The organism is Sphingopyxis sp. GW821-FHT12C06, from assembly GCF_058807415.1.
The window spans coordinates 443,054-468,006 of the sequence record NZ_JBXAQR010000004.1 but is presented as its reverse complement, the minus strand read 5'-3'; the positions used below and the strand labels follow the sequence as shown (position 1 = coordinate 468,006).

General features: G+C 64.5%; 25 protein-coding genes. 6 read left to right on the top strand and 19 right to left on the bottom strand.

All coding sequences use genetic code 11. The features are described 5' to 3' along the window. Positions 1–89: 89 nt before the first annotated feature. The 6 genes from ligA to AC1RRJ_RS14470 form a co-directional block, all read right to left on the bottom strand. Positions 90–2,231 carry an NAD-dependent DNA ligase LigA gene (ligA, locus tag AC1RRJ_RS14495; RefSeq protein ID WP_493123859.1) on the bottom strand — a complete coding sequence of 714 codons (2,142 nt, stop codon included), beginning with the start codon at positions 2,229–2,231 and terminating at the stop codon, positions 90–92. A gap of 1 nt (position 2,232) precedes the next feature. Next, positions 2,233–2,628 carry a putative quinol monooxygenase gene (locus AC1RRJ_RS14490; protein ID WP_493123857.1) on the bottom strand — a complete coding sequence of 132 codons (396 nt, stop codon included), beginning with the start codon at positions 2,626–2,628 and terminating at the stop codon, positions 2,233–2,235. Next, on the bottom strand, positions 2,625–3,311 hold the full coding sequence (locus AC1RRJ_RS14485; RefSeq protein WP_493123855.1) for a GNAT family N-acetyltransferase: 687 nt from the start codon (positions 3,309–3,311) through the stop codon (positions 2,625–2,627). Before AC1RRJ_RS14485 ends, AC1RRJ_RS14490 begins: the two co-directional genes overlap by 4 nt. Further along, positions 3,308–4,978, bottom strand: a complete 1,671-nt coding sequence (recN, locus tag AC1RRJ_RS14480; RefSeq protein ID WP_493123853.1) for a DNA repair protein RecN — start codon at positions 4,976–4,978, stop codon at positions 3,308–3,310. Before recN ends, AC1RRJ_RS14485 begins: the two co-directional genes overlap by 4 nt. Before the next feature lie 48 nt (positions 4,979–5,026). After that, on the bottom strand, positions 5,027–5,821 hold the full coding sequence (locus AC1RRJ_RS14475; protein WP_493123851.1) for an outer membrane protein assembly factor BamD: 795 nt from the start codon (positions 5,819–5,821) through the stop codon (positions 5,027–5,029). A gap of 82 nt (positions 5,822–5,903) precedes the next feature. Next, positions 5,904–6,638, bottom strand: coding sequence for a peptidylprolyl isomerase (locus tag AC1RRJ_RS14470; protein ID WP_493123849.1), 735 nt, complete (start codon positions 6,636–6,638; stop codon positions 5,904–5,906). Positions 6,639–6,736: 98 nt separating this feature from the next. Here AC1RRJ_RS14470 and AC1RRJ_RS14465 point away from each other — a divergent pair, with 98 nt between their 5' ends. The 3 genes from AC1RRJ_RS14465 (at position 6,737) to AC1RRJ_RS14455 (ending at position 8,464) form a co-directional block, all read left to right on the top strand. After that, positions 6,737–7,114 (top strand): ArsR/SmtB family transcription factor, encoded by a 378-nt coding sequence (locus AC1RRJ_RS14465; RefSeq protein WP_493123847.1) that lies wholly within the window; start codon positions 6,737–6,739, stop codon positions 7,112–7,114. 2 nt (positions 7,115–7,116) lie between these two features. Further along, positions 7,117–7,650 carry an SRPBCC family protein gene (locus AC1RRJ_RS14460; RefSeq protein ID WP_493123845.1) on the top strand — a complete coding sequence of 178 codons (534 nt, stop codon included), beginning with the start codon at positions 7,117–7,119 and terminating at the stop codon, positions 7,648–7,650. A 505-nt stretch (positions 7,651–8,155) separates the two neighbouring features. Further along, positions 8,156–8,464, top strand: a complete 309-nt coding sequence (locus AC1RRJ_RS14455; RefSeq protein WP_493123843.1) for a TFIIB-type zinc ribbon-containing protein — start codon at positions 8,156–8,158, stop codon at positions 8,462–8,464. Positions 8,465–8,583: 119 nt separating this feature from the next. On the opposite strand, the gene pnp is transcribed toward AC1RRJ_RS14455, so the two are convergent. The 6 genes from pnp to AC1RRJ_RS14425 all read right to left on the bottom strand — a co-directional run bounded on the left by pnp (position 8,584) and on the right by AC1RRJ_RS14425 (position 14,053). Beyond that, positions 8,584–10,896 carry a polyribonucleotide nucleotidyltransferase gene (gene pnp, locus AC1RRJ_RS14450; RefSeq protein WP_493123841.1) on the bottom strand — a complete coding sequence of 771 codons (2,313 nt, stop codon included), beginning with the start codon at positions 10,894–10,896 and terminating at the stop codon, positions 8,584–8,586. A gap of 192 nt (positions 10,897–11,088) precedes the next feature. After that, positions 11,089–11,358: a 30S ribosomal protein S15 gene (rpsO, locus tag AC1RRJ_RS14445; protein ID WP_088472857.1), complete on the bottom strand. Its 270-nt coding sequence runs from the start codon at positions 11,356–11,358 to the stop codon at positions 11,089–11,091. A 26-nt stretch (positions 11,359–11,384) separates the two neighbouring features. After that, positions 11,385–12,341: a tRNA pseudouridine(55) synthase TruB gene (gene truB / locus AC1RRJ_RS14440; RefSeq protein WP_493123838.1), complete on the bottom strand. Its 957-nt coding sequence runs from the start codon at positions 12,339–12,341 to the stop codon at positions 11,385–11,387. Between the two features lie 86 nt (positions 12,342–12,427). Next, complete coding sequence (locus AC1RRJ_RS14435; protein ID WP_493123836.1) at positions 12,428–12,856, bottom strand: DUF6491 family protein; 429 nt, start codon at positions 12,854–12,856, stop codon at positions 12,428–12,430. A 62-nt stretch (positions 12,857–12,918) separates the two neighbouring features. Next, positions 12,919–13,458 carry a GNAT family N-acetyltransferase gene (locus tag AC1RRJ_RS14430; protein WP_493123834.1) on the bottom strand — a complete coding sequence of 180 codons (540 nt, stop codon included), beginning with the start codon at positions 13,456–13,458 and terminating at the stop codon, positions 12,919–12,921. Next, entirely contained in the window at positions 13,451–14,053 is a 603-nt protein-coding gene (locus AC1RRJ_RS14425; protein ID WP_493123832.1) for a thymidine kinase, read from the bottom strand. Before AC1RRJ_RS14425 ends, AC1RRJ_RS14430 begins: the two co-directional genes overlap by 8 nt. 146 nt (positions 14,054–14,199) lie before the next feature. Between AC1RRJ_RS14425 and AC1RRJ_RS14420 the strand changes: the two genes are divergently transcribed. Next, entirely contained in the window at positions 14,200–15,615 is a 1,416-nt protein-coding gene (locus AC1RRJ_RS14420; RefSeq protein ID WP_493123830.1) for a WS/DGAT/MGAT family O-acyltransferase, read from the top strand. A gap of 33 nt (positions 15,616–15,648) precedes the next feature. Here the strand turns inward: AC1RRJ_RS14420 and rbfA are convergent, their stop codons facing one another. The 6 genes from rbfA to rimP are packed head-to-tail and all read right to left on the bottom strand — an operon-like array spanning position 15,649 to position 22,192. Then, positions 15,649–16,050: a 30S ribosome-binding factor RbfA gene (rbfA, locus tag AC1RRJ_RS14415; protein WP_493123828.1), complete on the bottom strand. Its 402-nt coding sequence runs from the start codon at positions 16,048–16,050 to the stop codon at positions 15,649–15,651. Next, positions 16,047–16,604 (bottom strand): DUF1697 domain-containing protein, encoded by a 558-nt coding sequence (locus AC1RRJ_RS14410; RefSeq protein WP_493123826.1) that lies wholly within the window; start codon positions 16,602–16,604, stop codon positions 16,047–16,049. The genes rbfA and AC1RRJ_RS14410 overlap by 4 nt, the downstream gene beginning before the upstream one ends. Positions 16,605–16,640: 36 nt before the next feature. Next, on the bottom strand, positions 16,641–19,241 hold the full coding sequence (gene infB, locus AC1RRJ_RS14405) for a translation initiation factor IF-2 (RefSeq protein WP_493123824.1): 2,601 nt from the start codon (positions 19,239–19,241) through the stop codon (positions 16,641–16,643). A 17-nt stretch (positions 19,242–19,258) separates the two neighbouring features. Continuing rightward, complete coding sequence (locus AC1RRJ_RS14400; RefSeq protein ID WP_493123822.1) at positions 19,259–20,029, bottom strand: DUF448 domain-containing protein; 771 nt, start codon at positions 20,027–20,029, stop codon at positions 19,259–19,261. Further along, positions 20,010–21,647 carry a transcription termination factor NusA gene (gene nusA, locus AC1RRJ_RS14395; protein ID WP_493123820.1) on the bottom strand — a complete coding sequence of 546 codons (1,638 nt, stop codon included), beginning with the start codon at positions 21,645–21,647 and terminating at the stop codon, positions 20,010–20,012. Before nusA ends, AC1RRJ_RS14400 begins: the two co-directional genes overlap by 20 nt. Then, the gene (gene rimP, locus AC1RRJ_RS14390; protein ID WP_493123818.1) at positions 21,647–22,192 is read right to left on the bottom strand and encodes a ribosome maturation protein RimP; all 546 of its coding nucleotides are present in this window, start codon (positions 22,190–22,192) and stop codon (positions 21,647–21,649) included. Before rimP ends, nusA begins: the two co-directional genes overlap by 1 nt. A gap of 206 nt (positions 22,193–22,398) precedes the next feature. Here rimP and AC1RRJ_RS14385 point away from each other — a divergent pair, with 206 nt between their 5' ends. Both AC1RRJ_RS14385 and dmeF read left to right on the top strand, forming a co-directional pair. Further along, positions 22,399–22,674: a metal/formaldehyde-sensitive transcriptional repressor gene (locus AC1RRJ_RS14385; RefSeq protein ID WP_493123816.1), complete on the top strand. Its 276-nt coding sequence runs from the start codon at positions 22,399–22,401 to the stop codon at positions 22,672–22,674. An 11-nt stretch (positions 22,675–22,685) separates the two neighbouring features. Further along, complete coding sequence (gene dmeF, locus AC1RRJ_RS14380; protein ID WP_493123814.1) at positions 22,686–23,618, top strand: CDF family Co(II)/Ni(II) efflux transporter DmeF; 933 nt, start codon at positions 22,686–22,688, stop codon at positions 23,616–23,618. Here the strand turns inward: dmeF and AC1RRJ_RS14375 are convergent. After that, entirely contained in the window at positions 23,615–24,787 is a 1,173-nt protein-coding gene (locus AC1RRJ_RS14375; protein WP_493123812.1) for a benzoate/H(+) symporter BenE family transporter, read from the bottom strand. The genes dmeF and AC1RRJ_RS14375 overlap by 4 nt on opposite strands. Positions 24,788–24,953 lie beyond the last annotated feature (166 nt).

The window sequence follows — 24,953 nt, the reverse complement described above, 5'->3', positions numbered from 1 at the left end:
CCGGCGTCATGGACCCCGGATCAAGTCCGGGGTGACGAGGGTAATAGATCATCTTACCCCGACGTCTGTGATGACGCGCATCATCCTTACTATCCCGCAGCGGCGACGATTTCCGCCCATTCAGCCTCGTCTATCACGCGGATGCCGAGCGCGCTGGCCTGCTTGAGTTTCGATCCCGCTCCCGGCCCCGCGACCAGCAGGTCGGTCTTTGCGCTGACGCTCCCGGCCGCCTTGGCGCCGAGCGCTTCAGCCTGTGCTTTCGCCTCATCGCGGCTCATCGTCTCGAGCTTTCCGGTGAACACCACGGTCATTCCCGACACTTCGCTGGCGCGGGTTTCGACGACATATTGCGGCGGCGAGACTTCGGAAAGAAGATCGTCCCACAGCGCGCGGTTGTGCGGCTCGTGGAAAAAATCGCCGAGCGCCTCTGCGACCGCAGGGCCGATGCCATCGGCGCGGACTTCGAGGATCGCTTTAATCGCTTCCATCTTGCGCGTCATATATTTGCCGTCGGACTCGCCCTCGCCCTGCGGATTCGCGTCGAGCCACGCCTGCATCTCCGCCGCCTTGCCCGGAAGTCGCGCGATATCGCCGAGCCCCTTGAGCAGGTCGCGCGCGGTCACCGCGCCGATGTGGCGGATGCCGAGCCCGAACAGCAGCCGCGCGGCATCGGGCGACCGTTTCGCTTCGACGGCAGCGAAGAGATTGTCGACCGACTTTTCCTTCCACCCCTCGCGCGTCAGCAGTTCGGCGCGGTGGTTCTTCAGGCGGTAGATGTCGGCGGGGCCATTCAACCAGCCCGCCTCGATAAATTCGGCGATGCTCTTTTCGCCCAGTCCCTCGATATCGAGCGCGCCGCGGCTGACAAAATGGCGGAGCCGCTCGAACTTCTGCGCGCCGCAGATGAGCCCGCCGGTGCAGCGCACGTCGACTTCGCCCTCTTCGGCGACCGCTTCGCTGCCGCATACCGGGCAATGATCGGGGAAGATGTAAGGTGCGCGATCCTCGTCACGGGTCAGGTTTTCGACGACCTGCGGGATGACGTCGCCCGCGCGCTGGACGACGACGCGGTCTCCGGGGCGGACGCCAAGGCGGCCGATCTCGTCGCGATTGTGCAAGGTGACGTTCGACACGACGACGCCGCCGACGGTGACGGGGACCAGCCGCCCGACGGGGGTGAGCTTGCCGGTGCGTCCGACCTGAATGTCGATGGCTTCGAGCGTCGTCTGCGCGCGCTCAGCGGGGAATTTATGCGCGATCGCCCAGCGCGGCGCCTTGGCAACGAAGCCCAGCCTTTGCTGCCAGTCGAGCCGGTCGACCTTGTAGACGACGCCGTCGATATCATAGGGCAGCTCGGCGCGCTGACGCTCAATGTCGGCATAATGGGCAAGCACGGCCTCGACATTTTCGAAGCGCCCGAGCAGCGGCGACACGGGGACGCCCCAGCTTTCGATCAGCCGCATCATCTCATATTGCGTCGCGACGGGAACGGCGCTGACTTCGCCCCAGCCATGCGCGAGGAAGCGCAGTGGACGCGCAGCGGTGACGCTGGCGTCCTTCTGGCGCAGCGATCCGGCGGCGGCGTTGCGCGGATTGGCGAACTGGCGGGCCTTTTCGGGATCGTCGGACTCGGCAAGCAGGCGCGCATTGAGCGCAGCGAAGTCGTCCTTCGCCATGTAGATTTCGCCGCGGATTTCGAAGATGTCGGGGATAGTTCCGTTCAATTGTTGCGGAATATCGCCGATCGTCCGCACATTCGGCGTCACATCCTCACCGACACTGCCGTCGCCGCGCGTCGCCGCCTGAACGAGAACACCCTTTTCATAGCGCAGCGAACAGGACAGCCCATCGATCTTGTCCTCGGCGGTCAGCGCAACAGCGGCATCCTCGGCGAGGTTCAGGAAGCGCCGCACCCGCGCCGCGAACTCGGCGACGTCTTCGCCGTTGAACGCATTGTCGAGGCTCATCATCCGCTGGGCGTGGGTGATTTTCGACAAGGGCGACGCCTCGACCGCCGCGCCGACCAGATTGTTCGGGCTGTCGGCGCGAACGAGATGCGGGAAAGCGGCCTCGAGTTCATTGTTGCGACGCACGAGCGCATCATAGTCGGCGTCCGAAATCTCGGGCGCGTCGTCGGCATGATAGCGCTTGTTGTGATGCGCAATCTGTTTCGCCAGCCGCATCAGTTCGTTGGCGGCTTCGGCTTCGGAAATCATCGTCACGTCCATCATATCAATTCTGCGCAGCCACCGGCTTGAATTCCGCCCGCATGCCGAAGCCTGCGATCAGCGGACGGCCTTTGGCGATCGCGGCCTGAACCACGGGGAGCTTGAGCGATGCGGTGTGAGCCGCCTTATCGGTCCAGATTTCGACGATCCACAGTGCGTCGGGGTTCGCGCTATCTTCGCCGACCAGATAGGAGAGGTTGCCCGGCATTTCGCCGGTGCCTTCGGACAGAATCGCCGCGAGCGCAGCGCGCTGGCCCGGCCGGGCGATCATCTGTCCGATCAGGCCATATTCGGGTGTCATTTCTTCCATCTGCGCCTCCAGCGCCTTTAGCTTGCCCATAGGGAGAAACATCGCCGCCATCGCGGTCAGCGCCGCCAGATGCTGGCGCCGGCCCATCATCGCGCCAGCACCAGCACATGCATCTCGCGGCGGATGCGGAAACCCAACGCTTCATAGAGCGCGATTGCGCCCGCATTGTCGGCGTAGCTGTGCAGGAAGGGCTGTTCGCCGCGCAGGGCCATTGCGCGCATGCCATGGCCGATCAGCGCACGGGCGAACCCGCGGCCGCGACAATCAGCCCAGGTCGAGACGCCGCTGACCTCGGCCATCCCCGGCATCAACATGCGCTGCCCCGCCATTGCGAGCAGGCGGCCATTCTCGCGAATCCCGAAGAAGGGGCCGTAAAGATGCGTCTTTGGCCCCCATGGGCCGGGTTTGGCATGTTCGGCGAGCGCGGCCATTTCGGCGGCATCGGCGTCGGTGAGCGCGATGATCCCGGGGTCACCCGGACGCGGCTCGGGCGGCGGGCCCTCGGCGACCATCTGCGCGAGCACTGCACGCTTTATTTCGCGCGCGCCGGGAGGAACCGGCCAGGGCTCGCCCTCGACGATCCACAATTCGCCGTCATCGGGGATGAGCGCTGCAAGTGCCGACTGCGCCTCGGCGCTCCGGTCTGTGGCTGCGCCAAACGGCCCGTAATCGCGATCGATCCGCACCGCGCGCGCGTCACCCTCGGCAATATGTGCTTGCCGACCAGTGAGCATGTTCCAGATCGGGCGGTCGAGGGGGTGCGCATCGCTCACGCCGCGACCTCCAGCAAGCGCTCCGCCTGCGCGCGCGCTTCGTCGGTGACTTCGGCGCCCGACAGCATGCGCGCGATTTCCTCGCGGCGGCCGGCATCGCTGAGTTCGTGGACGCTGGTGCGGGTGACGATGCCCTCGCTCGACTTGGCGATGACGAAATGCGCGGCGCCCTTGGCGGCGACCTGCGGGCTGTGGGTGACCGCGAGCAATTGCTTGCCCGCGCCCGCGAGGCGCGCGAGCCGGTCGCCGATCGCCGACGCCACTGCGCCGCCGACGCCGCGATCGATTTCGTCGAAGATGATCGTGTCGGCCCCGCCCTCTTCGGCGAGGGCGACTTTCAGCGCGAGAATGAAGCGCGACAATTCGCCGCCCGACGCAATTTTGGCGAGCGGCGCGAAGGGCGCGCCGGGGTTTGTCGAAATCAGGAACTCAATGCGATCCATGCCGTCAGCACCCCAGCGTTCGGCGGGCAGCCGCTCGACAAGCGTCTGAAAGCGCGCGGCGTCGAGCTTCAGCGGCACCAGTTCGCCCGCGACTGCGGCGTCGAGGCGCACCGCGGCCTTGGCGCGGAGGTCGGAGAGCGCGGTCGCAGCGTGGGTGTAAGCCGCCGCTGTTTCGGCTACGGCAAGCTCAAGCTTCGCGAGCCCCGCGCTGCCGCCCTCGATCGCGTCGAGTCGTGCCGCGAGTTCGCCCGTCAATTCGGCGAGCGCGTCAGGCTGGACATTGTGCTTGCGCGCCATCGCGCGGAGTTCGAACAATCGGGTCTCGGTCGCTTCGAGCCGCTCGGGGTCATATTCCATCGCGCGCGCGGCCTCGTGGAGCCTCGCCTCGGCCTCGTCAGCCTCGATGATCGCGCGGTCGAGCCCGGCGAGCGCTTCGGCGAGCAACGGGTGGTCGCCTGCCAGCCGGTCGAGCCGCCGCGCCGCGCCGCGCAACTGGGCGGGACCACTGTCGCTGCCCTCGAACGCCGTCATGATCGCACCGAGGTCGCCGGCAATCTTCTCGCCCTTTTGCATCGAAGCGCGCTCTTCGGCGAGTTCTTCCTCTTCGCCGGGCTGCGGGTTCAACGTCTGAAGCTCGGCAACGCAATGCATCAGCCATTCGCGGTCGCGCTCGGCCTCGGCCAATGCGCTGCGCGCCGCCGCCAGCCGCTCCTCGGCACCGCGCCACGCGGCATGGGCGGTGGAAACCCCGGCGGTGTCGGCGCGGGCATAAGTGTCGAGCAGCGCGCGGTGTCCGGCGGGCGCGAGCAGGCCGCGGTCGTCGTGCTGGCCGTGGATTTCGACGAGATAGCTGCCGACTTCGCGGAGCAGCGCCGCCGAACAGGGTTGATCGTTGAGGAAGGCGCGGCTGCCGCCATCGGCTTTCAGCGTGCGGCGGATCAGCAGTGGCTCGCCCGGCTCCTGTGCGACATCATTGTCGGCGAGCAGCACCGCGAGCGAGGTTCCGGCGGCGGGCGGCGCAAAGCTTGCAGTCACCTGCGCCTTGTCGCACCCCTGTCGCACCAGCGCATTGTCGGCGCGCATTCCGAGCGCAAGCCCGAGCGCATCGAGCAGGATCGACTTGCCCGCGCCAGTCTCGCCGGTGAGCACACCCAGCCCGGCCTCGAAATCGAGGTCGAGCCGTTCGATCAGAACGATATTGGCGATGGACAGGGCGGTCAGCACAATTCGCCCCTTACATTAGAACAAAGCGCGAATCCACGCCCTGCAAGATCAGGCGGTCGGCGCGTGCTTCTGCATCAGCTTGTAGGCGCGGTCGTACCATTTGGTGCCCGGATAGTTGGCGCCCAGCACCGCGGCCGATTTTTTCGCCTCTTCGGGAATGCCGAGCGCGAGATAGCATTCGGTCAGGCGATAGAGCGCCTCGGGAGTGTGGCTGGTGGTCTGGAATTTCTGCGTCACTTCGCGGAAACGGATCGACGCGGCGAGCCAGTTCGAGCTGCGCTGATAGAAACGGCCGATCTCCATCTCCTTGCCCGCGAGGTGATCCTGAACCAGGTCGACCTTCAACCGCGCATCGGCGGCATAGCGGCTGTCGGGATAGCGGCGGATCACTTCACCGAGTGCGTTCGACGCCTGCTGGGTGATTTTCTGGTCGCGGGTAACGTCGCTGATCTGCTCATAGTAACTGAGCCCGATCAGATAATAGGCGTAGGGCGCGTCCTTGTTGCCCGGGTGAATCGCGAGGAAACGCTGCGCCGATTCGATCGCCGGGGTATATTCGCGGTCCATATAATAGGAAAAGCTGCTCATCAGCTGCGCGCGGCGCGCCCAGGGCGAATAGGGATGCTGGCGCTCTACCTCGTCGAACAGCGCCGCGGCGATCCGGTAATTGCCCTGATCGAGCCGATCCTGCGCCGCGCGGTACAGCGTGTTGACGTCGCGCGCGACATAACGCGTGTCTTTTTTGACCCCGGCACCACCGCCGCAGGCCGCCAAAAGCGGCGTAATCACAAGAGTGGCGGCGAGCAGGCGCGTCATGGCACGCGAGGAGGAGCGCTGAGTCATGCGGGCGGTATAGACACAGCGCGGATGAACGCAAAATAAATGATCGCGCTTTTCTGAGCTCGGGCGCCGCTCCGCCGGATAATCACGGCGTCATGACGACGCAGCCCTTCGGCGCGTCGGCCGGAGCCGGAACGCGACGCGCCGATTTGATCGTCACCATCGGTGCGAGCATCTGGCCCTTCATCACGCCTTCGCCCAGCGTTTCGGACACCGGGGCGGCATAAATTTTCTCCGCCACCTCGCCGCCCGCGACGATCTCGCCGAACACCGCAAAGCCCGCATTGTCGCCGCCGAGCTTGGGATCGGCATCGAAACTCTTGATTTCGCTAAGCAACAAAAAGAAATCGCTCGTCGCGTCGCCGGGCGCCAGCCGCGCCATCGACAGCGCACCCTTGCAGTTGGTGAGGCCTGTGACGTTGGTCGGCTCGTGCGCGATCGGGGGATAGTTGAGTCGCGGATCCCCGCGATTGCCCGCCTGGATCAGCTGGCTCGCCGGCCCCCAGCTGCGCGTCGAGCGATAAAATTGAAACCCGTCCAGTCGTTTTGCATCGACATAGCGCAGGAAATTTTTCGCGGTGACCGGCGCGCGCTTGTCCTCGAGCCGCACAATCATCGTGCCGAGGTCGGTGGTGAGCGCGACATAGGGCCGCGTGTCGGGCACGCCGGGCACTTCGGGTTTGGGCGGCACAGGCAAGGGCGGCGGGGGTGGCGGCGGCGCAAAGGTCGGCATCGGGTGCATCCGCGGCGGCGGGGCAGGGGCCGGTTGTGCCGCTACGGCGGCGGTCAGGGCGAGCGCGGGCAAGAAGATGGTCAGCATGGCCCGAGCATAAACGAAAAAGACGGACGGTGGCGAGTCCGCACACATCATTCAACCAAGTGGTTGACATTAGCCTGAGACAGCTCATATTTAACCACATGGTTGAACATGATTCGCAAACACTCGATACAATCTTTCACGCGCTCGGCGACGCGACGCGGCGTGCGATGCTGGGCGAACTCGCCGCCGGCGAACGCACGGTCGGCGAGCTGGCCGAGCCCTTCGCCATGTCGCTCGCGGCGGCGTCGAAACATATCAGGGTGCTGGAAAGCGCCGGGCTGATCCGCCGCGACGTGCGCGGGCGAACGCATCATTGCAGCCTCGAGCCGGTGCCGCTGGCGAGCGCCGACCAGTGGCTCGGCATGTATCGCCGCTTCTGGACCAACCGCCTCGACACCCTCGAACAGCTGCTCCGCGCCGAGGATGCCGCCACCCATACCCCGAAGACGCCCCTTCCCCCGAAAAAAGGAGAATGACGATGAGCACGTCCCTGGCCCACGACAATTACGGCCTGTTGACCGAACCCGCGACGCTGACGATCGAGCGCCTGCTTCCCGGCCCGATCGCCCGCATCTGGTCCTATCTCACCGACGGCGAGCTGCGCCGCCAGTGGCTCGCCGCAGGCGCGATGGAAGAAAAGGTCGGCGCGCCGGTCGACTTCGTATGGCGCAACGACGAACTGACCGACCCTCCGGGCGCGCGCCCCGAAGGCTTTGGCGATGAGCATCGCATGACGAGCGAGATCACCGCAATCGACGCCCCGCGCCTGCTGTCGATCAGCTGGGGCAGCACCGGCGGCGTCACCTTCACACTCGCAGAAAAGGGCGATGAGGTTTTGCTGACGATCATCCACCGGCGCGTCGAGGACCACGGCGTACTTCTCAATGTCAGCGCGGGCTGGCATGCCCATGTCGATGTGCTGGAAGCCAGGCTGCGCGGCACGACGCCAATGCCGCACTGGGACAATTTTGCGCAGTTACGCAGCGTCTATGCCGAGCGGCTGTTCGACTGAGCGTGCCGGTATCGGATTGCGGAGGGGCCGCGAGAGCGGTCCCTTCCTTGTGTCAGGAAACGACCGGCAGGCGACATCCATATGTCGTCACCCCGGACTTGATCCGGAATCTATGGCAGTCCTCGCCTTCTGGACTCCTGATCAAGTCCGGGGTGACGCGGGTTCAAGGATAGTGACTGCTTCCCACCCTGTAGCTTCCGGTCACGGCGATCCCGGTCGCCATGCGTACAGCAGAGCGCTGCAACGTAATCCGGCCATTGAATTTGTACGCGCAAAGCCTATGTCAGGATTGCGGGCCGGGCCCCTCTGACGATCGCATCGATCGTGATGTCGGACCGCATCGAGGATACTCGATGTTGGCTCGACCTATATGCTTCCCAAGCCACATCGGTACCTCGGTTGGATCACAACCCGGAGTCTATGTGATGTCGCATTTATTTTTCGCCTCTGCCTATGGGCAGAAACCCGGCAATCGGTTTGGGCCGGCCAGCGGGAGGGCCGCGCGATGACCGGTCCCGCTGTGGGCATGCCCTGCCCCGTCTGCAAAGTGCCGCTGTCGATGAGCGACCGGCAAGGCGTCGAGATCGACTATTGCCCGCAATGCCGCGGCGTGTGGCTCGATCGCGGCGAACTCGACAAGATCATCGAGCGCAGCGTGGCCGCCGAACCGGCGCCAGCACCATCCGCCCCGCCCCCGCCGCAGCAGCCCTATCCGCAAGCCGCACCGCCCCCACCCTGGGGTCATGGACACCAGGGACATCACAAGGGATATCCCAAGCGCCGGAAATCCTTTCTGGAAGAGCTGTTCGACTAGCATAGCGGACGGGACCGGCTTGGCCGGTCCCGTCCTGCGGCGCCTTTGCCGCCCTTCCCGCAGAGCATAAAAAAGGGGCCGCTTTCGCGGCCCCTTTCTTTTATCCGATGTCGGAAGACTTAGTCCTTCAGGAAATCAGGCACATGGCCCTGATCTTCCGGACCCTCGTTGCGCTCGCGACGCGGACCGCGGTCGGCACCGCCGTCACGGCGCGGGCCACGGTCACGACCGCCACCGCCGCCACGCGGGCCGCGATCGCCACGGTCGCCGCCTTCACGGCGGGGGCCACGATCGCCGCGCGGTTCGCGGGCTTCACGCGGCGGGCGCGTGTCTTCCAGCTCTTCGCCGGTTTCCTGATTGACGACGCGCATCGACAGGCGAACCTTGCCGCGCTGGTCGATCTCGAGGACCTTGACCTTGACTTCCTGGCCTTCGCTCAGGACGTCGGCGACCTTTTCGACGCGCTCGTTGGCGATTTCGCTGACGTGGACGAGACCGTCCTTGCCGCCCATGAAATTCACGAACGCACCGAAATCGACGAGGTTGACGACCTTGCCGTCATAGATCTTGCCGACTTCGGCTTCCTCGACGATGCCCGAAATCCACGCGCGCGCGGCTTCGATCTGGGCCGGATCGCTCGACGAGATCTTGATCAGGCCTTCGTCGTCGATGTCGACCTTGGCGCCAGTGGTCGCGACGATCTCGCGGATCACCTTGCCGCCGGTGCCGATGATGTCGCGGATCTTCGACTTGTCGATCTGCATCGTTTCGATACGCGGGGCATAGTCCGACAGCTCGGTGCGGGCTTCGCCCAGCGCCTTCGCCATTTCGCCGAGGATGTGCGCGCGGCCTTCCTTGGCCTGGGTCAGAGCGGCTTCGAAGATCTCGCGCGTGATGCCCGCGATCTTGATGTCCATCTGCATCGTGGTGATGCCTTCGGACGTACCAGCCACCTTGAAATCCATGTCACCGAGGTGATCTTCGTCACCCAGGATGTCCGACAGGATCGCATAATCCTTGCCTTCGAGGATCAGGCCCATCGCGATACCCGAAACCGGACGCTTCAACGGAACGCCGGCGTCCATCATGGCAAGCGAACCGCCACAAACCGACGCCATCGACGACGAGCCGTTCGACTCGGTGATGTCGCTGGTGATGCGGATCGTGTAGGGGAACTCGTCCTTGGTCGGCAGCACGGGGTGCAGCGCACGCCATGCCAGCTTGCCATGACCGACTTCGCGGCGGCCTGGCGCGCCAAAGCGGCCGACTTCACCGACCGAATAGGGCGGGAAGTTATAGTGCAGCATGAAGTTCTGGTACGACAGGCCGTTCAGACCATCGATCATCTGCTCGCTGTCCTTGGTACCCAAGGTGCAGGTTGCGATGGTCTGGGTCTCGCCGCGCGTGAACAGCGCCGAACCATGCGAACGCGGCAGGAAGTGCGTTTCGGCAACAATCTGGCGAATCTGCGTGGTGGTGCGACCGTCGATGCGCTTGCCGTCCTTGAGGATGGCGCCGCGAACGATTTCGGCTTCGAGCTTCTTCATCAGCTTGGACGCGGCCAGCTGATCCTGCGGAGCGGCGTCGGCGAAAGCGTCCTTGGCCTTCGCGCGCGCTTCGTTGAGCGCGTTCGAACGCGCCGACTTGTCGGTCAGCTTGTAAGCGGCGGCAATATCCTTGCCGATCAGCTTCTTCAGCTTGTCCTTGGCGGCGGTCAGATCGGCCTGTTCGGCCATCGCCCAAGGCTCCTTCGCAGCCTGCTCAGCAAGCTTCACGATCGCCTTGACGACTTCCTTACACGCGTCATGCGCGAACAGGACGGCGCCGAGCATGACCTCTTCCGACAGCTCATTGGCTTCGGATTCGACCATCATCACCGCGTCGTATGTAGCAGCAACAACGAGGTCGAGATCGCCTTCGGCAACCTGCGCATCGGTCGGGTTGAGGATATATTCGCCGTCGATATAGCCGACGCGTGCCGCGCCGATCGGGCCCATGAAGGGAACGCCCGAAATCGTCATCGCGGCCGACGCGGCGACGAGCGCCAGAATGTCGGGCTCGTTATGGCCGTCATAGCTCAGAACCTGGGCAATGGCGTTGATTTCGTTGTAGAAACCTTCGGGGAACAGCGGGCGGATCGGGCGATCGATCAGGCGGGAAACCAGCGTTTCCTTTTCGGTCGCGCCGCGTTCACGCTTGAAGAAGCCGCCCGGAATGCGTCCGGCGGCCGAATATTTTTCCTGATAATGGACGGTGAGCGGGAAGAAGTCCTGCCCCTCCTTGACCTTCTTGGCGGCGGTGACGGCGCACAGGACAACCGTTTCGCCCAGCGTCGCCATCACGGCGCCGTCGGCCTGACGGGCAACCTTGCCCGTTTCGAGGGTCAGCGTTTCACCGCCCCACTCGATCGATACTTTTTTCACGTCAAACATGAGATTTCCTTCGCCCGCCGGGCCCTATGCCGGGCGGGGCCTCTAGTTCCGGGTAATCCGACCCGGGGCGGTGCGGGGCGTCTGTCTGCCCCAATGGCGGTCCCGCCGAATGCGGGAGAGCCCGTTTGGCGCCGCCATTTGCGGACGCCAATATGACAGCGGCCCCGGAAATCCGGGGCCGCCGAAAATTTCTTACTTACGAAGACCCAGCTTCGCGATGAGAGCCTGATAACGGCCCTCGTCCTTCTTCTTGAGATAGTCGAGCAAGCTGCGACGCTTGTTGACCATCATCAGGAGGCCGCGGCGGCTGTGGTTGTCCTTGTGGTGTGCCTTGAAATGATCGGTCAGGGTGTTGATACGATCGGTCAGGATTGCAACCTGGACTTCCGGCGAACCGGTATCGCCCTTTGCGCGGGCATTGTCGTTGATGACTTCGGTTTTGCGCTCGGCAGTAATCGACATATATTTTTTCCTTCGAACATCCTGATCTAAAGATTGAAGCCGCGCACGACCTTCAGCGTTCCCGCCAAAGCCTCGATCAGGGCGATGGGACGCATATCGCTGTCCCGTCCCCAATAGAGCCCGTCATCCGTGCTACCCCCGGTCCAGACGCGACCCTGACGGATCGCCCCTGCCGCTTCCGGGGAAAGGTTCAGAGCCGGGATGTCGACCAGCCCTGCCTCAAGCGGCAGAATGATTTCTGATTGGGCGGCGCCTTGGCCGAAAGCGTTCAATTTGTCCAGCGAAATCGCCTGTTCAAGCGCGAACGGGCCCGCTTTGGTGCGGCGCAGCATCGTCACATGGCCGACGCTGCCGACCGCATGGGCGATGTCGCGCGCGAGGCTGCGGATATAGGTACCTTTGGAGACATGGGCGGTGAGGGTGATGGATTCGAGCGGCCCCTCCCCTGCTTCGTCACCCCGAACTTGATCCGGGGTCCATTCTTCCGGCGCCGATATGGATGCCGGATCAAGTCCGGCATGACAAAGAGAGTGGATCGTCACCGCCCGCGGCTTCATCTCGACCACCTCGCCCTTGCGCGCCAGGTCATAGGCGCGCTGGCCGTCGATCTTGATCGCCGAAAAAGCGGGCGGTACCTGTTCGATCGGTCCGGTGAAGCGCGGCAGCACCGCCGCGACTTCGGCCAGCGTCGGCCGCACATCGCTCGTCGCGACGACCTCGCCCTCGGCATCGAGTCCGTCGGTCTGCACGCCGAACTGAATGGTAAAATCATAGGTCTTGCTTGCGTCGAGCATCCGCCCGCAGAGCTTGGTCGCCTCTCCGAGCGCGATCGGCAGCACGCCGGACGCGAGCGGATCGAGCGTGCCACCATGGCCAACCTTAACCTTGCCCAGCCCCGCCTCGCGGCACACGCGCTTGACCGCGCCGACCGCTTGCGTCGAGCCGAGCCCCAGGGGTTTATCGAGAATGATCCAGCCGTTCATGCCGCGCCGCTAGAGCATTTTCAGTCCGGGTGAAACCGGACGGTTCGCAAAATGCGGGAACAGACGCTCCGCATCGACGCGACTTGTCAATTTTGCGTGGGCGCCTTGGCGGCTTCGGCGGCCTTGCGCGCTGCCGCCTTGTCTTTCTTGGACGGCGGCGGGGCCGAGGTGACGAAGGAGCTTAGCTGACAGCGCTCACCACGCACGACGATCGACGCAAAGCGGTCGAGCCGCGAGATGCCGCGGGTATCGACCCCGATCACCTGCGCAAAATCGAGATCGCGGCAGAAGCCGGCGAAGGTGCCATAATACCAGTCGCCGCGGCGATCCTGGATCCAGATGCCGCGGTCGCGGTCGGCGCGCCAGTTGCGGATCGAGCTGTCGCTCGGAAAGACGATGCTCGATTCGACGCCGAGCGCACGCTCAGCCTTGGTGTCCTGGGGAGCGGATGCGGTGGCGGCGGCGCCGAGGGGAAGCAGCGCGGCCGCAAGCAGGATGGAAAGTGTCTTTTTCATGCCACTATCCTTAGCAACGCAGGGCTTAACCGGCTCTGACCCCCTTGTTAGGCGCCGTTCATCTACGCCGCAATCCATTCACCGACGAGCAGCGACCAGAGCCCGGTGTCGCGGGTATAGCCGGTCCAGGTGATGCGCTCCGAACGCAGCACGCCCTCCTTCGTACAGCCAAGCTTCGCGACCGCCGCCTGACTCCGCTTGTTGCGCTCATCGATGCGGAATTCGATGCGGCGGATGCCGACATCGAACGCATGGTCGATCATCAGGCGCTTCACACGTCCGTTGAAGCCGGTGCCGCGATGATCGGGGTGGATGAAGCTGTTGCCGATCTCGACTGTCTGCGCCGACGCGTCGGGACGCAGCCAGGCGGTCATGCCGACGAGCGTATCACCGTCCATGATCGCATAGGGCATTCGGCCGCCCTTTCCGGTCAGCACATCGAAGCTCGCGTCGAAATGATCGGGGTCGAAACTCGACGAATAGATCGCCCAGACGTCAGCATCGGCAGCGCAAACGGCGCCGAGCGGCGCGCGGTGCGCCTCGGTCAGCTTGACGAGTTTCAAATCGCCGTCGGCGAGTTCGGCATAAAGACGGTCAAGCATCGAGCAGTCCCCCGGCGGCCTCGCGCCGTTTTTGCATGAAGTGGCGGCGGCACATTGCGACATAGCGGTCATTGCCACCAATCTCGGTCTGCGCACCCGCGACCACCGCGCGCCCCCGTTCATCGACGCGGAGATTCATCGTCGCCTTGCGCCCGCATTCGCATACCGCCTTCAGCTCGACAAGCGCGTCGGCGATGCCGAGCAGCGCCGCCGATCCCGGAAAAAGCTCGGCCGAAAAATCGGTACGCAGGCCATAGCAGAGCACAGGGATGCCCGCCTCGTCGGCGAGCCGCGCAAGGCCGAGCACTTGCTCGCGCGTCAGGAATTGCGCTTCGTCGACCAGCACGCAGGCGAGCGGGCGTTCGGCATGTTCGGCATTCACAGCGGCCCACAGATCGCTGTCGGGATCGAATTTATGCGCCTCGGCGATCAGCCCGATGCGGCTCGTCACCTGTCCCGCACCATAACGGTCGTCGAGCGCGGCGGTCCACAGCATCGTTTCCATGCCGCGCTCGCGATAGTTGAAATCCGCCTGCAACAGCGTCGTCGATTTGCCCGCATTCATGCTGGCGTAGTAGAAATAGAGCTTGGCCATGGGGACGGCGATAACCTGTCCAGACAATCTCGTCACCCCGGACTTGATCCGGGGTGACGAAGAGAGGGGAGCCGGCTTGACTCGTTCTCTGCCCCTGTCATGCTGCCCCCAACAGAAGCAGCACAAATAGTGGGGAGAGCTGCCATATGCGCTTGATGCCGGTGAGCGACGCGATGTTCCTCGTGGGGGAGAGCCGCGAAATGCCGATGCATATCGGCGGCATCAACCTCTACACCCTGCCCGACGATGTCGATGAGACCGATTGGCTCAACGAACAGCTCGCGCTGCTGCGGCAATCGGAAGGCCTCAGGCGCCCGTTCAGCGAGGTGCTGAAACTGACCCCATTCGGCCAATATGGCCCGATCCGCCTAGAACCCGACCGCGACATCGACATGCATTACCACGTCCGGGCCGCGGCGCTGCCCAAGCCCGGGCGCTATCGCGAGATGTTCGAGCTCGCCTCGCGCCTCCATTCGGGCCTGCTCGACCGCACCCGGCCCTTGTGGGAAATCACGTTGATCTCGGGCTTGCCCAATCGGCAGATCGCGACTTTCAAAAAAGTGCACCACGCCCTGATGGACGGCGCGGCAAGCATCCATTTCTATAATTCGATGCTGTCCCCCGACCCAAAGGAACGGCGCACCTGTTCGCCGCTCTCGGTCGAGGCGTATGAAGCCTATAAGCGTCAATTCCCCATGGCGAAAAAGCCGCCGCGCCCCAGCCTGACCGACATCAAGGCGATCGGCGATTTCCTGAAGGAGCAATGGGGAAACAGCGTCGGGGTGACCAAGGCACTGAACCAGTATGTCGCGGCGATGTTCGGCATCGGTGGCGACGGGCTGACCACACCCTTCAGCGGCGTACCGCGCACCAGTTTCAACCGCAACATCACCGGCGCGCGCCGCTTCGTCGCGCAAAGCTGGTCGCTCGAGCGCGTCCGCGCGATGGGCAAGGCCTATGACGGGACGATCAACGATGCGGTGCTCGGCATGTGTGCGGGGGCGATGCGCAAATATCTGCAATCGCTGAACGAATTGCCCGACAAGCCGCTCAAGGCCATGGCTCCGGTCTCGATCCGTCCCAAGGGCGATGTCGATTCGGGCAATTCGGTTGCATCGGTCACCGCCAATCTTGCGACCCATATCGACGACCCGGCCGAGCGTATGGCGACGATCCAGGCGTCGATGAATTCGGCAAAGGCCCAGTTGCGCGCGATGACCGCGGGGCAGATTCAGCTCTACACCGCGATCACCAGCTTCCCGATGATGCTGACCGCACTGACGCGCACCGCGGACCGCTTTCCCGCTTACTCAGTGACGATTTCGAATGTGCCGGGACCGCGCGAGCAAATGTACTGGAACGGCGCCCGCCTCGACGGCATGTATCCCGCGAGCATCCCGGTCGACGGCATGGCGATGAACATCACCCAGGTGTCGAACAACAAGAATATCGATTTCGGCATCACCGCCTGCAGGCGAAGCGTGCCGCATGCGCAGCGGATGATCGATTATCTGGAGGAAGCGCTGGTCGAACTGGAGCAAGCCGCGGGGATCAAGAAATAAGCGCCGCCCCTGCGAAGGCGGGGGCGAGGGCAATTATTCGTCGCCGTCGCGTTCACCCAAATCACGTGCGACCTTCGGGTCGCGCAGCAGCTTGTCGATGTGGCTCGCCTCGTCAAAGCTTTCGTCCGACAGGAATTTCAGCTTCGCGGCATATTTCATCGTCATTTTTTCGGCGACGCTCTTTTGCAACCAGGCAGTGTTGGTGCGCAGCGCCTTCAGCACCGCTTCCTCTTCCTTGCCGAGCAGCGACTTCACGAACACCGTCGCGTGGCGCAGATCCGATGACATACGCACTTCGGTAACGCTGACCGGATGCTTGACCAGAAGATCGTCGTGCACGTCGCCGCGCGCGAGGATTTCGGACAGGATATGACGCACCTGTTCGCCGACGCGCAGCGCGCGGACCGTGGGGCCCTTTTCATTTTCGGTTTTCATCGGGCGTCCTTTGCCTCTTCGTCCAGTTTTGCGACGATCCGTGCGATCGAGCGCATGTTGCGCGCGGTGCCTTTGTGGCCAAGGCGCTTTTCGATCCACGCACCGGTCAGCTTGCTGTCGGCCACCCCGTCGCCAAAATCGATGAATAGCGCACGATCGCCCAGCGCCAGCTTTTCATTGCCGCGCCCTTTGTGATCGGCAACCAGCGTGTCGAATTGCGCCTGCGTCGGTTGGCCGTCGAGAAACATCGTGTGGACGAATTTGTCCTCATTCGTTCCCGCGAACGGATTGTCGGCAATCGCGGCAGCGAGTTCGTCACGGCTGCGCACCAGGGCGGCGGTGGCCATGTCGAAACGCTCGTCGACCATCAGCGTCAATTTCTCTTCGAGCCCGCGCGTCGGCCGTTCGTCATGGTCGAACAGGACGTTGCCGCTCGCAACGACGGTCTCGACCGAGGTGAAATCCTCGGCCTCGAACGCCGCGCGCAGATCGGCCATCTTCAGCCGGTTTCCACCGACATTGATGCTGCCGAACAATGCCACATAGCGAGCCATGCAGGCGCCTCCTGACCCGCGCGGAGCGGACGCCTTTTATAGCGTCCGGTCGCGCAGTTCGACTTCGAAGACTTCGAGGTTGTCGCCCGCCTTGATGTCGTTGGTATCCGACAGCACGACACCGCATTCGAGACCGGCGCGCACTTCGGCGACATCGTCCTTGAAACGACGCAGCGAGGCGATGGTCGTCGCCGAGACGATGACATCGGCACGCGTGAGACGCGCATGGAGTCCCTTGCGGATGACACCTTCGAGCACGAGCAGGCCTGCGGCCTTGTCGCGCTTGCCGGCGGGGAAGACATCCTTGACTTCGGCGCGACCGACGACGGTTTCGATCCGTTCGGGGCCCAGCTCGCCGGCCATTTCCTTCCGGATTTCATCGGTCAGGTGATAGATGACGTCATGATACATGAAGCGCACTTTTTCACGCTTCGCGATATCGCGCGCCTTGGGGTTCGGACGGACGTTGAAGCCGATGATCGGCGCATTGGTCGCCGCCGCCAGCGTCACATCGCTCTCGGTGATCGCACCGGCGCCCGACTGGAGCACGCGGACGCGGATCTCGTCGGTCGACAGCTTGTTCAGCGCATTGACGATCGCTTCGACCGACCCCTGCACATCGCCCTTGATGATCACCGGGAACTGGATGACGTTCGCCTTGTCGGCGAGCGCCTCGAACATGCCTTCGAGGCTGACCGGCGCCTGCACGGTGCGCTTCTTGAGCGCCTCGCCATGACGATAGGCCGCAACTTCGCGGGCGCGGGCTTCGTTCTCGACGACCGTGAGCGTATCGCCCGCCATCGGAACGCCGCCCAGACCGAGCACTTCGACCGGCATCGATGGCGTGGCCGATTTGATCTGCTTGCCCTGATCATCGACGAGCGCGCGGACGCGGCCGCTTTCGGCACCGCAGACGAAGATGTCGCCGACCTTGAGCGTACCACGGCGGACGAGGATCGTCGCGACGGGGCCGCGGCCCTTGTCGAGCTTGGCCTCGATCACCGTGCCTTCGGCGGCGCGGTCGGGATTGGCCTTGAGCTCCATGATCTCGGCCTGCATCGCGATCGCTTCGAGCAGCTTGTCGAGACCGGTCTTTTTCAGCGCCGAGACTTCGACATTCTGGACGTCACCGCCCATTTCCTCGACCACCAGTTCATGTTCGAGCAGGCGTTCGCGGACGCGCTGCGGATTGGCGCCTTCCTTGTCGACCTTGTTGATCGCCACGATGATCGGCACGCCAGCCGCTTTCGCATGCTTGATCGCTTCGATCGACTGCGGCTTCAACCCGTCGTCGGCCGCGACCACCAGGATGACGATGTCGGTGACATTGGCACCGCGCTGACGCATCTCGGTAAAGGCTTCGTGGCCCGGAGTATCGAGGAAGGTGACGATGCTGCCATCGGGGGTTTTCACCTGATAGGCGCCGATATGCTGGGTGATGCCACCGGCCTCACCCGCAACGACATTGGCGCCGCGGAGCGCATCGAGCAGCGATGTCTTGCCGTGATCGACGTGACCCATGATCGTGACGACCGGGGCACGCGGCTTCAGATGCTCGGCATCGTCGACGTCCTCGTCGTGACGGATGTCGACGTCGCCTTCGCTCACGCGCTTGATCTCATGACCGAATTCGGTGACGAGCAGTTCGGCGGTGTCCTGATCGATCGTATCGACGCTACTGGCCGGGCTGCCCATTTTGAACAGCGCCTTAGTCAGGTCGGTGACCTTTTCGGCCATACGGTTGGCGAGATCCTGCACCGTGATGCTTTCAGGCACGACGACTTCGCGGACCTGCTTCTCGCGCGGGCCCGACGAAGCGGTGTGCGAACGCTTTTCCTTCTCGCGGGCGCGCTTCAACGCCGCGAGGCTGCGTGCACGTGCACCCTCGTCCTCGTTAAGCGCGCGCGTGACGGTCAGCTTGCCCGACTGGCGACGGCTGTCGCCACCACGGGTTGCCTTCGGCTCGGGGCGCTTGGGTTCGGGGCGCGGCGGCGCAGCAACGGGCGTGAAGCGGCGCGGCGCAGGCGCGGCGCTGGTCGTGGCACGCGGTGCGGGAGTGGAGGCAGGAGCCGCCGCAGCAGGCGCAGCAGCCGTTTCCGCCTTGACGACGGGAGCCGGCGCAGCGGCGGCCACGGGTTCGGCGGCGGGCGCAGCCGCAGCCGGCTCCGGCGCAGCGGCAGGTGCTGGCGCTGTCTTTTCGGCGGCGCGTGCCTTTTCTTCCTCAAGGGCACGGGCGCGCGCAGCTTCTTCGCGGCGGCGCGTTTCCTCGAGCGCGTTCATGCGCGATTCCTCGGCCTCGCGCAGCAACTGAACCTGGCGCTCCTGGCGCGACATCAGGCTGTTCGCTTCGCTGACGCGCGGCGCTGCAGCCGGCCTCGGCGGCGGCGGCGGAGCTACGGGAGCGGCAGCGACCGGTGCGGGCGCAGGAGCGGCGGGCGCCGGAGCCACCTCAACCTCTTCCATTTCGGGCGCGGCGGTTTCGCCGGGACGGCCGAGCACACGGCGACGCTTCACCTCGACCACCACCGTGTTGCGGCGGCCATGGCTGAATTGCTGTTGCACCTGGCCGGATTCGACCGTCCGCTTCAGCCCCAGCGGCTTGCGGGTCAGCGTCGGCTTGTCCTGTTCGTCACTCATCGAAAACCATCATTCCTTCAAAACGCGTCCGAAGCGGCGGTGCCAGCTGGCGCCGTCCCAATTTCTTCCTCGCCGGCGGGCGGCGGAGTCTGCGGATCGGAATCGCGGTTGGACGCGTCCCTACTCCATCCTGTGAAAAACTGCCAGCGGCTCAAATGCGCAAGCACACGGGCCGCGGCGCGGGCGTCGGTCAACGCCAGATGCACCGCATTCTCGCGCCCTAATGCCATAGATAGGGTGCCGCGGTCCACCGGCAAGACCAGACCCTCGCGGCCGGAGCCTTCGGCATCCTCGCCGACGCGCCATGCCTGCGCCAATTTCTTGCGCCCGTCCTCGCCTGCATCATTGGCATGAAGGAGCAGGCGAACCTGTCCCTTGCGCGCCGCCTGCTCGATGCGCTCGTTGCCGCTGATCAACGTACCGGAGCGTGCCTCGAGCCCCAGCCGGTCGAGCGTCGCGCGCATTAACTGCGCCTCGATCCGCGCGCCCAGGTCATCGGGAATGACCATGATATTTTCGTGCAAGGCGCGGGCGAGCCCGCCTTTCAGCTTGCCCTTTGCCTGCGCGGCTTCGAGTTCGGCGCGCGGCACGCCGATCCACGCGCCGCGTCCGGGCGCCTTGCCATGCACATCGGGCGCGATCTGACCATCGGGGCCCAGCGCCAGACGCACGAGCTGGCCCGCCGGCGCAACTTCGCCGGACAGCACACAGCGCCGCTCGGGCACATGTTGGCCGCGCCGACCAGCGCGGTCTGGTTCGCTCAGCTGATCATTGTGCGGGGTCCGCATCGGCGGCCTCCCCGGCTTGCGGCGCAGCTTCCTCAGCCGGTTCGTCGTCGAACCAGTGAGCGCGCGCCGCCATGATGATCTCGTTGCCCTGCTCTTCGCTCAGGCCATATTCGCCCAGAACGCCGCCCCGATCCTCTGCGCGCTCGGCGCGTTCACCGCGCGGCGGACCGCGGCGGTTGTCGGTGCGCTTCTTGGCGATAAGCTCGTCGGTCGCGAGATCGGCGAGGTCGTCGAGCGTCTTGATCCCGGCCTTGCCAAGGATGACAAGCATCGCCTCGGTCAGGTGCGGAATTTCGGCCAGCGCATCTTCGACGCCCAGTTCGCGGCGTTCGGCGCGCGCGGCTTCTTCACGGCGCTCGAGCCCTTCGGCGGCGCGGCTTTGCAGTTCCTGCGCCAGTTCCTCGTCGAAGCCTTCGATGCTCGCGAGTTCGTCGATGCCGACATAAGCGACTTCTTCGAGTTCGCCGAAGCCTTCGGCGACGAGCAGCTGGGCGAGGGTTTCGTCGACGTCGAGTTCTTCCTGGAACATCGACGAACGCTCGACGAATTCGCGCTGGCGCTTTTCGCTGGCGTCGGCCTCGGTCATGATGTCGATCTGGCTGCCGGTCAGCTGACTGGCAAGACGGACATTCTGGCCGCGACGGCCGATCGCGAGCGACAGCTGGTCGTCGGGAACGACGACTTCGATGCGGCTGTCATCTTCGTCGATGACGACGCGCTGGACCGTTGCCGGCTGAAGCGCGTTGACGACGAAAGTCGCGGTATCTTCCGACCAGGGGATGATGTCGATCTTTTCGCCCTGCATTTCCTGGACGACCGCCTGAACGCGGCTGCCCTTCATGCCGACGCAGGCGCCGACGGGATCGATGCTGCTGTCATAGCTGATGACGCCGATCTTGGCGCGCGAACCCGGGTCGCGGGCAGCAGCCTTGATCTCGATGATGCCGTCGTAGATTTCGGGCACTTCCTGCGCGAACAGCTTCTTCATGAAGTCCGGGTGCGCGCGGCTCAGGAAAATCTGCGGACCGCGGGTTTCGCTGCGCACCGACAGGATAAGCGCACGGACGCGATCACCGACGCGCATCAATTCGCGCGGGATCTGCTGGTCACGGCGGATCACACCTTCGGCGCGGCCAAGGTTGACGACGATGTGGCCGAATTCGACCGACTTCACCACGCCGGTGATGATTTCGCCGGCGCGATCCTTGAACTCCGCATATTGGCGCTCGCGGTCGGCTTCGCGGACCTTCTGGAAGATCACCTGCTTTGCCGACTGGGCGTCGATGCGGCCGAGATCAACCGCGGGCAGCGGATCAACGATGAAGTCGCCGATCTTGGCGTCCTTCTGCAGCTTCTGACCAGCGGCCAGGTCGACCTGCTTGAAATAATCCTCGACCTGCTCGACCACCTCGACGACGCGCCACAGGCGCAGGTCGCCGGTCTGGACGTCGAGCTTGGCGCGAATGTCATTTTCGGCGCCGTAACGGGCGCGCGCGGCGCGCTGGATCGCTTCTTCGATCGCCTCGATGACGATCGCCTTGTCGATCATCTTCTCGCTGGCGACGCTGTTGGCAATCGCCAGCAGTTCGGCGCGGTTGGCAGAAATGGCAGTGGCCATCAGTCCTGTCCTTCTTCTTCCAGTTCATCGGCGCCGTCGCTCGACAGCGGGATGGTTGCGGCAATTAATTTGTCGGTGAGAACGAGCTTTGCGGTGTCGATCGCGTCGAAAGGCAATTTATGCTCGACCCCTTGCGTATCCTGTATCGTCACGACATCGTCCTCGATGCCGATCAAAATGCCACTGAAGCGCTGGCGCCCGTCGCGCTTTTCTTTAAGCGCGATCTTGGCCTCATGCCCCGCCCAGTCGGCGAAGTCGGTGCGGCGCGTCAGCGGGCGGTCGATGCCGGGCGACGACACTTCCAGCCGGTACGCCTGCTCGATCGGGTCCTTGCCCGCTTCCTCGAGCGCGTCGAGCTGGGCCGAGATGCGGCGCGACAGGTCGGCGCAATCCTCGATCGTCAGCTGGCGCGTCGCGGGACGCTCGGCCATCACCTGCAGCGTCGGGTCGCTCTCGCCGCCGAAAAAGGCGACGCGCACGAGCGCAAGGCCCATCGCCTCGGCTTCGGGTGCGATGATCGCATTCAGGACGTCGAGATTGGCCAATATATTATCCCAAAAACCATGATCGAGAAGCCATGCAGGAATAGCCGCCGCGGCCCGCGGCCCCGACGTCCCAACTGGCTAACCATGTCAAGAAGTAGGCGGCATATAGGCCGGGGCGCGTGAGTCGGCAAGGGGGAATGCGGATTTGCCTCCGCCCGTCGGGACAGAATTGCCCCGACATATTTTATAGGATAGGGGGGTATCCTATGTCGCATACACACGCCAACAAGAGCCAGCTTCTCGCACGCACCCGGCGGATCGCCGGACAGATGGCAGCGATCGAGCGCGCGATCGCCGACGACGCGGGATGCGCGATCATATTGCACCAAGTCGCGGGGGTGCGCGGCGCGGTGCTCGGACTGATGGACGAACTCGTCGAAGACCATATGCGCGAACATGTCGTCGCCCCCGCCCTGACCGACGCCGAGCGCGCGCAAGGCGCCGACGAACTGCTCGCGGCAATCCGCCGTTATGCGAAATAGGGCCAACACGAATGTCATTCGATGACGAGGTTGAGGCGCTGACCCACGACCATATGTTTCTGGGCGCCCGGCACGACGAAAATGCGCGGCGGACATTGTGGGTCGTCGCGCTGACCGCGGCGATGATGGTCGGCGAAATCGTCGCAGGCATCGCCTTCAACTCGATGGCGCTGCTCGCCGACGGCTTTCACATGGCGACCCATGCCGGCGCGCTCGGCATTGCCGCCATCGCCTACGCCTATGCAAAACGCCACGCGCATGGCGGACGCTATAGCTTCGGCACGGGCAAGGTCGGCGATCTTGCCGGCTTCGCATCGGCGCTCATCCTCGGGCTGGTTGCGCTCGGCATCGCCTTCGAATCGGTCCTGCGCCTTGTCGACCCGAGCCCGGTCGCCTTTACCGAGGCAACGATCATCGCCGCCATCGGGCTGGCGGTGAACCTCGCCAGCATCGTCCTGCTCGGCGGGCACGGGCATCATCACGGCCATCATCACGATCATGACCACGCCGATCACCACCACGGCGACGACAATAATATGCGTTCGGCCTATATGCATGTCATCGCCGACGCCTTTACGTCGCTTCTCGCGATCGCCGCATTGCTCGGCGGCCGCTATCTTGGCTGGGCCTGGCTTGACCCGGCGATGGGCCTTGTCGGCGCGGTGGTTATCGCCGCCTGGGCATGGTCGCTGATGCGCGACACGGCATCGGTCCTGCTCGACGCCACCGACACCGGGCTCGAGTCCGAGATAAGGCAATTGGTCGAAAGCCCCGGCGACGCCCATATCGTCGACCTGCATGTCTGGCGCCTCGGCCCGGCAGCGCATGGCGCGATCATCGGCGTCACCGGCGCCGACCGCGACACCATCCGGCAGCGCGTCCGGCCGGTGCATGAAATTGCGCACCTCACCATCGATGTGCGGCAACCCTCGATCCGGAGCTAGCCGCCGCGACGCAACCAGCGCTTCGCCGCGAGCGCGACAAAGCCGGCGAGCAGCCCCCAGAAGGCCGAACCCAGACCAAAGGCCGCGAGCCCCGATCCGGTGGCGAGGAAAGTCAGGATTGCGGCATCGCGTTCGTCGACGCGCGACAGCATCGTGTCGATCGCGCCGACCAGCGCCGGGATCAGCGCGACACCGGTCAGCCCCGCAATCACTTCGGGCGGCAGCGCAAGGAACAGGCGCACGAGTGCGGGAGAGAAGAGCGCAAGGAGAAGATACAAGCCCGCATAGATCATCCCGACCACCCAGCGCCGTGCGTGATCGGGATGCGCATCCTCATTGGTGCAGATCGCGGCGGTGATCGCGGCGAGGTTGACCGCATGGGCGCCGAAGGGCGCCATCAGCATCGACATCACCCCTGTCCCAACAATCAATTTGCCCGCAGGCGGCACATAGCCCGCAGTCCTGAGCACGACGATCCCGGGAAGATTCTGCGACACCAGTGTCACGAGGAACAGCGGCACCCCGACGCTGAGAATCGCGTGCGCATCGAACTGCGGCCAGACCGGAAGCAGCGCGCCGAAAACCGGCCCCGACGGAAGATACGCCCCATCGCCGCGCGCCAGTGTGAGCAGGAATCCGGCACCGAGCACCAATAGCAGCGCATAAAGCGGCACCCGCTGCCGCGCGATCACGAACACCCCGACGAGCAGCGCGACGAGCGCGGGGTCGCCGGTGCCGACACGGAAGAGCCCAAGACAAAAGGGCAGCAGCACCCCCGCGAGCATCGCTGACGCAACCGACGCGGGAATCCTCCCGGCGATTCGGCCCAGCACGGGAATCGCACCAAGCCCAAGCATCAGCAACGCTGCGGCGAGAAAACAGCCGACGGCGACCGGCCACGGCAGGCCAGGGACCGTCGCGGCGAGCAACGCGGCGCCCGGCGTCGACCAAGCAAGCACCACCGGGATGCGCAGCCGCAGCGACATCAGCGCGCCCGCGACCGCGATGCCGAGGCACAGCGCGGTCACCGCGCTCCCGGTTTGCTCGACCGAGGCGCCGAGCGTCCGCATCGCCTGCACGACCAGCGCGATCGTCCCGCCGAATCCGACCAACGCCGCGATCAGCGCGGACGACCAGGCATTGACGGGAGGCGATCGAAGCATCGCCATCCCCCTAGCCATGTGGTAGATGACGGGATAGCCCCGCCGTCGCCATAACTGCCATAGCACCACACATCTCCCGCGCGCCCGGGCCAATGCCGGGCGCTCACCGGTAAATATTCGCACGAGAAGCCGGGCCGATTCGTCCGAATTCGCAACGAACCTTGACTTTTCG